This window comes from Anaerotruncus sp. 1XD42-93 (genome assembly GCF_009917605.1).
Lineage (GTDB): Bacteria > Bacillota > Clostridia > Oscillospirales > Ruminococcaceae > Anaerotruncus.
On the sequence record NZ_QZEG01000089.1, the window covers coordinates 1 to 6423 of the forward strand.

Annotated in this window: 5 protein-coding genes; 1 reads left to right on the top strand and 4 read right to left on the bottom strand. The window is 50.7% G+C overall.

Features of this window, described 5'->3' with window-relative positions:
- Positions 1 to 278: 278 nt before the first annotated feature.
- Positions 279 to 1196, top strand: a complete 918-nt coding sequence (locus D5269_RS16425) for a tyrosine-type recombinase/integrase (protein ID WP_120487003.1) — start codon at positions 279 to 281, stop codon at positions 1194 to 1196.
- Here D5269_RS16425 and D5269_RS16430 read toward each other — a convergent pair.
- From D5269_RS16430 to D5269_RS16445, 4 genes are all read right to left on the bottom strand, one after another.
- On the bottom strand, positions 1089 to 2630 hold the full coding sequence (locus D5269_RS16430; protein ID WP_120487004.1) for a recombinase family protein: 1542 nt from the start codon (positions 2628 to 2630) through the stop codon (positions 1089 to 1091). The two genes, D5269_RS16425 and D5269_RS16430, sit on opposite strands and share 108 nt — an antisense overlap.
- Positions 2623 to 4266, bottom strand: a complete 1644-nt coding sequence (locus tag D5269_RS16435) for a recombinase family protein (RefSeq protein ID WP_120487005.1) — start codon at positions 4264 to 4266, stop codon at positions 2623 to 2625. Before D5269_RS16435 ends, D5269_RS16430 begins: the two co-directional genes overlap by 8 nt.
- Position 4267: 1 nt before the next feature.
- Positions 4268 to 5881, bottom strand: coding sequence for a recombinase family protein (locus tag D5269_RS16440; RefSeq protein ID WP_120487006.1), 1614 nt, complete (start codon positions 5879 to 5881; stop codon positions 4268 to 4270).
- Between the two features lie 130 nt (positions 5882 to 6011).
- Complete coding sequence (locus D5269_RS16445; protein ID WP_120487007.1) at positions 6012 to 6227, bottom strand: DUF6870 family protein; 216 nt, start codon at positions 6225 to 6227, stop codon at positions 6012 to 6014.
- Positions 6228 to 6423 lie beyond the last annotated feature (196 nt).

Here is a 6423-nt window from a genome sequence, read left to right on the forward strand (position 1 = left end):
CTCATCTTTTTCTCCTAAACTCCCTCTTTTTATCTTTCATAACCAGATCAGCCGATAATTTCTGATTATCTAGTCTATAGTTTACAGGATTTTTTGACAAACTGCAATACCTTATTTGGTAGAAACAGAGTGTATTCAAGAAGTTTTTATTTGGCGCAATGCGGAAGAGAGACCATATTTAGCAAAAGATGGATGTTTTCATATCCTCCAATTGTAGACATGGCAGTTAAGAACAGCCATAATGAAAATAAATTTTTTAGAAAGCGGAGGACCAGATTATGCAGCAGCTATTATCGCAGATCATGGATTATCTTGAAACAGGAAAAGCTGAGAAACGATTGTCACCGAATACCATAAAAGCCTATCGCATTGATTTACAGCAGTTTTGGGTCTTTACAGGGGGCGTTTGGGCAGACCAGGATATGTTGGGTCAGTATATCAAATATCTGAATCAGCAGTTCGCCCCGCGTTCGGTGAAACGAAAATTGGCAAGCATCCGGGCTTTTTATCATGAGATGAAGGTGAAAGGGGAACTTGAGGAAAATCCTTTTGACAGGCTCCAGATTCGGATTCATTCCCCGAGACAACTGCCGCGCATCATTCCCAGCCAGATCGTGCATGACCTTTTACAAAGCGCCTATGACAATTATAGGCCAGGGAGCCGATGGGTGTTGCGTGATATAGTCGTTTTGGAGCTTCTGTTTAGTACAGGGCTTAGGGTATCAGAATTATGTGCATTATCCAAGGAAACGTTCCTGTTGACTGATAGCGGACTTCGGCTTTTGGTAAATGGGAAGGGCAGAAAGGAGCGGATCATACAAATCACGACACCTGAACTGGTTCATCTTACTAAAATTTATGACAATGAATTTTCAAAGGAGATACAAAATCAGGGCGCTATCCTGTTCAACCAAAAGGGGCGTCCCCTCTCTCCGCAATCGGTCAGACGGATTATCAATAAATATTTGAAGCGGATTGGTGTATCCAGCCATGTGACCCCGCATATGTTCCGCCACCCGTATGTCAAGCACAAGACAAAAAGTTTTTTAAGAAATTCCAGAGTTTTTAAGGCCGATTTTTGCGCCCCATCACATTCCCTCTGTACAGAAGTCTTTCATTTTCCAGACAATATCAACCTGATTTCCGGGGTGAATATCCACACGTTCAATCAGTGCGTCAGCCAGGGCGGTATTTAATCCGCTGGCGGCTGAAATTTCCTGCGCCAGTTCCAGTCTGGCGTTTTTTGTTTTTGCGTCCATTTTCGCTTGGGCGATTTCAGCGGAGAGTGCGCCCTGGACTTGCCGCAGCCGTTCCAGTTCCGCATCCACATCGGCTTTCTGTGCCTTGTAGTCCTCCAGGGTAATCTCTTTCAGTAAAGCCTGCTCATATAGCACCCGTTTCCGGTCAAGACAGCTTTCTACGCGCTGGCTGTATTCCGTATGCGTTGCAATCTTAGTATCCAGCAGGCTGGCATTTGAAAGGTTCTCCACGTTCAAAATCACCTGCGCCTGCCTGGAAATAATCTCATAGAGGATTGCTTCCAAGTCCTTTTCAGCAATCCGCAGGCCGTGGCAGGCAGCAGACTGATCCACCTCTGTATGCTTGCAGACAAAGAAATGTCTTTTACTTGGATTGCGCGGCATTGCGTGTCCGCAGCAGCCGCAAAAGACCTTGCCGCGCAGGGGGTACAGATGTACGTTTTTCTTTATGCAGCGTTTTTTCGGCTTTAATTCCTGCACCCGCTGGAACAGCTCTTTGCTGATAATAGCCGGATGGTGGTCGGGAATCCTGAACCATTCGCTTTCATCACGGTTCCGTACCCGGCTGCTCCCCACCTCGACCACCTGTTTCCTGCCCATGACATAAGTGCCAATGTAGCGTTCATCCAGCAAGATGTTCCGAATGGTCGATCTCTGCCAAATCTGATGGGTTCTGGAAATATCGTGAATCTTTCTTCCCTTGGATGCTTTGTATTCGCCTGGTGTGGGGATTTTGCGCTCGTACAGTTCCTGAATGATTTCGCTGGAAGTACAGCCGCGCCCTGCCAGTTCAAAGATAAGCCGGACATTGGGGGCTGTTTCCTCATCCGGCTCCATGCGCCCGTCCGTGCCTTTCTGGTAACCGTAGGGACATAACACGCTCTGGTATTCTCCCCGCCGGAATTTCACATACTTGGCGGTTTTGTACTTGATGGAGAGGTCACGGCTGTAAAATTCGCTGATCAGGTACTGAAACGCCACATTGATACCGCCCGTGTCGCCATGCAGCGTATCGCTGTCAAAGCCGTCATTCAGGGAAATAAACCGTACCCCATACAGCGGAAAGACGCGCTCCATAAAATATCCGACCTCAATGCTGTTGCGCCCAAAACGGGTAAAGTCCTTGACGATGATGCAGTTGACCGCGCCCTCGCGTACCTTGTCCAGAAGTTCCTGCACGGCGGGCCGTTCAAAGTTTGTCCCGCTGTAACCGTTGTCTACAAATTCCAATACCTCCGCATGGGCGGCATCCTCCATCGCATCGGCGTACTGGTGAAGCGCCCGCTTCTGGTTCTCAATGCTGAAACTCCCCACCTTGCTGTCCTCGGAGGAAAGCCGGATATAAAGGCCAATCACATAGGGTTTATACATCTTCCAGCACCTCCATCAGCCGCTCAAAGCCGCTCTCAAATTTGAATTTCACATGAATGTCCTCTGCGCTGTTGACGGTAACGCAGTCAATCAACTGGTTTACCAGCAGGGCGGATAAGGCGGTATCTTCGCTGACTGCCGCCAGCCGTTTGGCTATATCCGTATAGCGTTCCATTTGATTTTCCAGCGCTTTCTGCTTACTTTGAAGCTGCTGCACACGCAGGACTGCCGTTTCGATTTTCTGTGTATAGTCGGCTTTCATTTCGTGATACTCTGTGCCGGTCAGGATGCCGGTAACGAAGTTCTCATACAGGCTGGTTAAGAATACCCGGTTGCGTTCCGTTTCCTGCTGTAACTTAGAGATTTCGGCGGTCATTTCCGCCTTTTTCGCAGTGATTTTGTAATCCTGATGTTTCAGCTTTGCGTGGGTTCCCACCACAACCTCGGCGTGTTTGCGGATAATGGCTAAAAGCGCGTCAAACAGCCTTTTTTCCGGCAGATGGGTAACACCACCCGGACAATACTGAACGCCCATCCGGTCATTGGCAATACAGCGGTAGGAGTATATCCCCCGTGACCTCTGCCGGTGCAGGTTCTTCCCGCAGCAGCCACAGAAAATACGTCCCCGGAGAATGTTCTCCGTGTAGGGGATTTTTTCCGTCCCCTGCTTTGCAGCCGCATGTTCCCGGACAGCCTGCACCCTTTCGTACAGTTCGCGGGCAATCAGCGGTTCATGGGTTCCCCGCACGACAATCCATTCAGAGCGGTCAGTGGGAACCTGCTTGTGGCCGACCGTTTTCGATTTCCCCTGCACCATATCGCCCATGTAGACTTCATCCGCTAAAATCTTGGAAACTGTCCATGTCTGCCATTTTCCGCTGCCCATGAGCCGCTTATTGGTAATCAGGCCGGTTTGAGCCAGATAGTGACCGGGCGTAGGATAGCCGCTTTGATTGAGCCGTTTTACCACCTCATTGAGCGATATGCCGTCAACCGTCCACTGGAAAATCTGCCGGACGATGGGCGCGGTATCTTCATTGACAAGCAGCTTGTGGCAGTTATCCGGCGCTTTTTTATAGCCAAAGGGCGGACGCGCCCCCACAAACTCCCCGTCCTGCATCGCCTGCCGCTGCTGGGCTTTTACCTTTTTGCTGATGTCGGCGGCATAAGCTTCATTTATCATATTTTTCAGGGGCACAATCAGATGGCTGCCGCTGTTTTCCTTGTTTTCGCTGTCAAACTGGTCGTTGACTGCAATAAACCGAACCTGATGCAGCGGGAAATACTTTTCGATATAGTAGCCGCTGTCAATCGCGTTCCGCCCCAGCCGGGAAAGGTCTTTGACGACCACGCAGTTGATTCTGCCGCGCTCCACATCGTCCAGCATCCGCTGAAAGGCTTCGCGCTCAAAGGTGCGCCCCGTTGTGCCGTTGTCGGTGTAAACCGCCACGATTTCAATATCCGGGCACAGGGCAAGATAGGCTTCCATGATCTGCTGCTGGGTTTCCAGCGAATCGCCGCGCCTGCCGTTAAATTCCACGGACAAACGGATATAGAGGGCCGCTTTCCAGACTTTCATCCCCACATGGGCGGGCTTTTCCTGCACAATGGGGTTTTTCCTGCTTTTCCTTGCCATATTAAACCGCCTCCTTTGTGGTTTCCAGCCTTGCCTTTGCCTGCTGGTATTCAAGCTGGTAACGGAATGTGATTTTCAGATTGTTCTTGCCCTCCACATGGATACACTGGATCAGGGTGATAACGGCCCGTCTGTCCAGGGATGTCATGGTGGAAAACTCCTTGAAATGCTGTGTCCAGCGCAGCCGGTCATTGGTGTTGGCGCTGGCCTGCTCCATTTCTTTCCGCAGGCTTTCAATGGCTTCCCGCCGCTGTTCTATCTGTGCGGTATACTGGTTTTTCAGGTCGCGGTATTCCTTTTTGTCAAGAAAGCCGCTGACGAAGTTTTCATACAAAGCCGCTTTAAACTGCATAGCCTTTTCAAGCTGTACCTCATTTTCCGCAATCTGCGATTTGAAACCGGCAATCAGTTCCTGATTGATCTGTTCCTCACTGATGCTGTCCAACAGCTTTTCCAGCGATACCACGTTGCGGATATGGGCCTGCAGGCTTTCCAGGACGCAGGCGGTCAGTTCATCCTCCCGCAACATGGTAGGGTGTTCGCAGCCGTGCTTTTTTCCGGTGGGACAGTGATAATAAATATACTTTTTACCCTTGACGGTATTGGTTTTTCGCGTCATACGTCCGCCGCAGGAGCGACAGATTAAGATGCCGGAAAACAGATAAACCGCATCCCCGTCCGGCGCTGTCCGGGTGTCCAGCCCCATGATTTTCTGCACCAGTTCAAAGTCCTGCTTGCGGATAATCGGGGCATGGGCGTTTTCGGTGCGTATCCATTCTTCGGCAGGCTTTTCAATGATGTCCTTGATTTTGTGGTTATGAGTGCTTTGTTTGCCTTGCAGCAGGACGCCAGTATAGGTTTCGTCCTGCAAGATACGCAGGATGGCATGGGCCGACCATTTTGCTTTCTGGCTGTCCGCATAGCCCTTTTTTGGATGTGGCAGGCCCCGGCTGATTTTATAGGCCAGCGGGGAGGGAATGCCCAGCCGGTTCAGTTCGTCCGCGATCCGTTTGGCGCTGGCCCCGTCAATGCGGCGACGGAAAATGTCCCGCACAACCCGCGCCGTGTCCTCGTCAATTACAAGCTGGTTTTTGTTTTCCTGGTCTTTCCGGTAGCCGTACACCGGGCAGGCTCCCACATATTCCCCGTTTTTGCGCTTGCTCAGTAAAGCGCTGCGCGTTTTCACCGAAATGTCACGACAATAGGTGTCGTTGAGAAGATTTTTCAGGGAAATGTTCAAATCATCGCCGTTATGTTCATTGGCGGTGTCAATGCCGTCATTGATTGCGATAAACCGTACCCCGTAGGCGGGGAAAATCTGGCGCAGGTAACGCCCGGTTTCGATGTATTCACGCCCCAGGCGGGACAGGTCTTTGACAATCACGCAGTTAATGGTTCCCTGGGTGATGTCCTGCATCATTTCCTGAAATGCGGGCCGGTCGAACAGAACGCCGCTGTAACCGTCGTCCACTCGCTCGTTTACCAGCGTAATGTCAGGGTGGGCGGCTACAAAGTCCTCCACCAGTTTTTTCTGGTTGGTAATGCTGTCGCTTTCCTCGCTCTGGTCAGCCGTATAGGAAAGCCGCAGGTATGCCGTTGCATCGTATTTTGCCATAAAAAAATCACTCCTTTGAAATTTACGGACTTTCCCCATAAATCAAAGAGTGATTCGGATTTACCTGATGCAATTCTTTTTCCACTGTCAGTATAGCACAGGCAGGCGGGGAAGTCAACACGTTAAAGTGCTAAATCAAAACTTGTTTCAGGCAGTCCTCCAAAGATACGCCGTTTTCCGCAAACTGCGCGCGGACAGTAAATTTGCCGCACTTGAAATGGCAGGGGTTCTTAATCTGGCGGAGAAATTCTGCCACCCGTTCTTCCCTGGGCAGGCTCTGATCCACGGATATGTCACGAATATCGACCAGTGCAGTATCGGGCTGGTTGTTTGCTGTGTCCTGCATCGTCATGGTTTGCTCCTCCTCTATGAATGAAAAGGGCCGCAGACGGGGTAGTCTGCGGCTCCTATGTACGTTTTCCCATCAGCCCTTGAAGCGGTAGGGCAGCTTGCGCCCGCCGCGCTGCTGGCTGTTATACTTTTCCAGAATGACGCGGGCGAACCGGAGGGCGGCTTTATTGGTGGAGAAGTCCATCTTGCCG

What these genes read in the sequence shown, in the direction of transcription:
- D5269_RS16425 (WP_120487003.1), top strand. Translation starts at nt 279, where the DNA reads ATGCAGCAGCTATTATCGCAGATCATGGATTATCTTGAAACAGGAAAA.
- D5269_RS16430 (WP_120487004.1), bottom strand. Translation starts at nt 2,630, where the DNA reads ATGTATAAACCCTATGTGATTGGCCTTTATATCCGGCTTTCCTCCGAG.
- D5269_RS16435 (WP_120487005.1), bottom strand. Translation starts at nt 4,266, where the DNA reads ATGGCAAGGAAAAGCAGGAAAAACCCCATTGTGCAGGAAAAGCCCGCC.
- D5269_RS16440 (WP_120487006.1), bottom strand. Translation starts at nt 5,881, where the DNA reads ATGGCAAAATACGATGCAACGGCATACCTGCGGCTTTCCTATACGGCT.
- D5269_RS16445 (WP_120487007.1), bottom strand. Translation starts at nt 6,227, where the DNA reads ATGCAGGACACAGCAAACAACCAGCCCGATACTGCACTGGTCGATATT.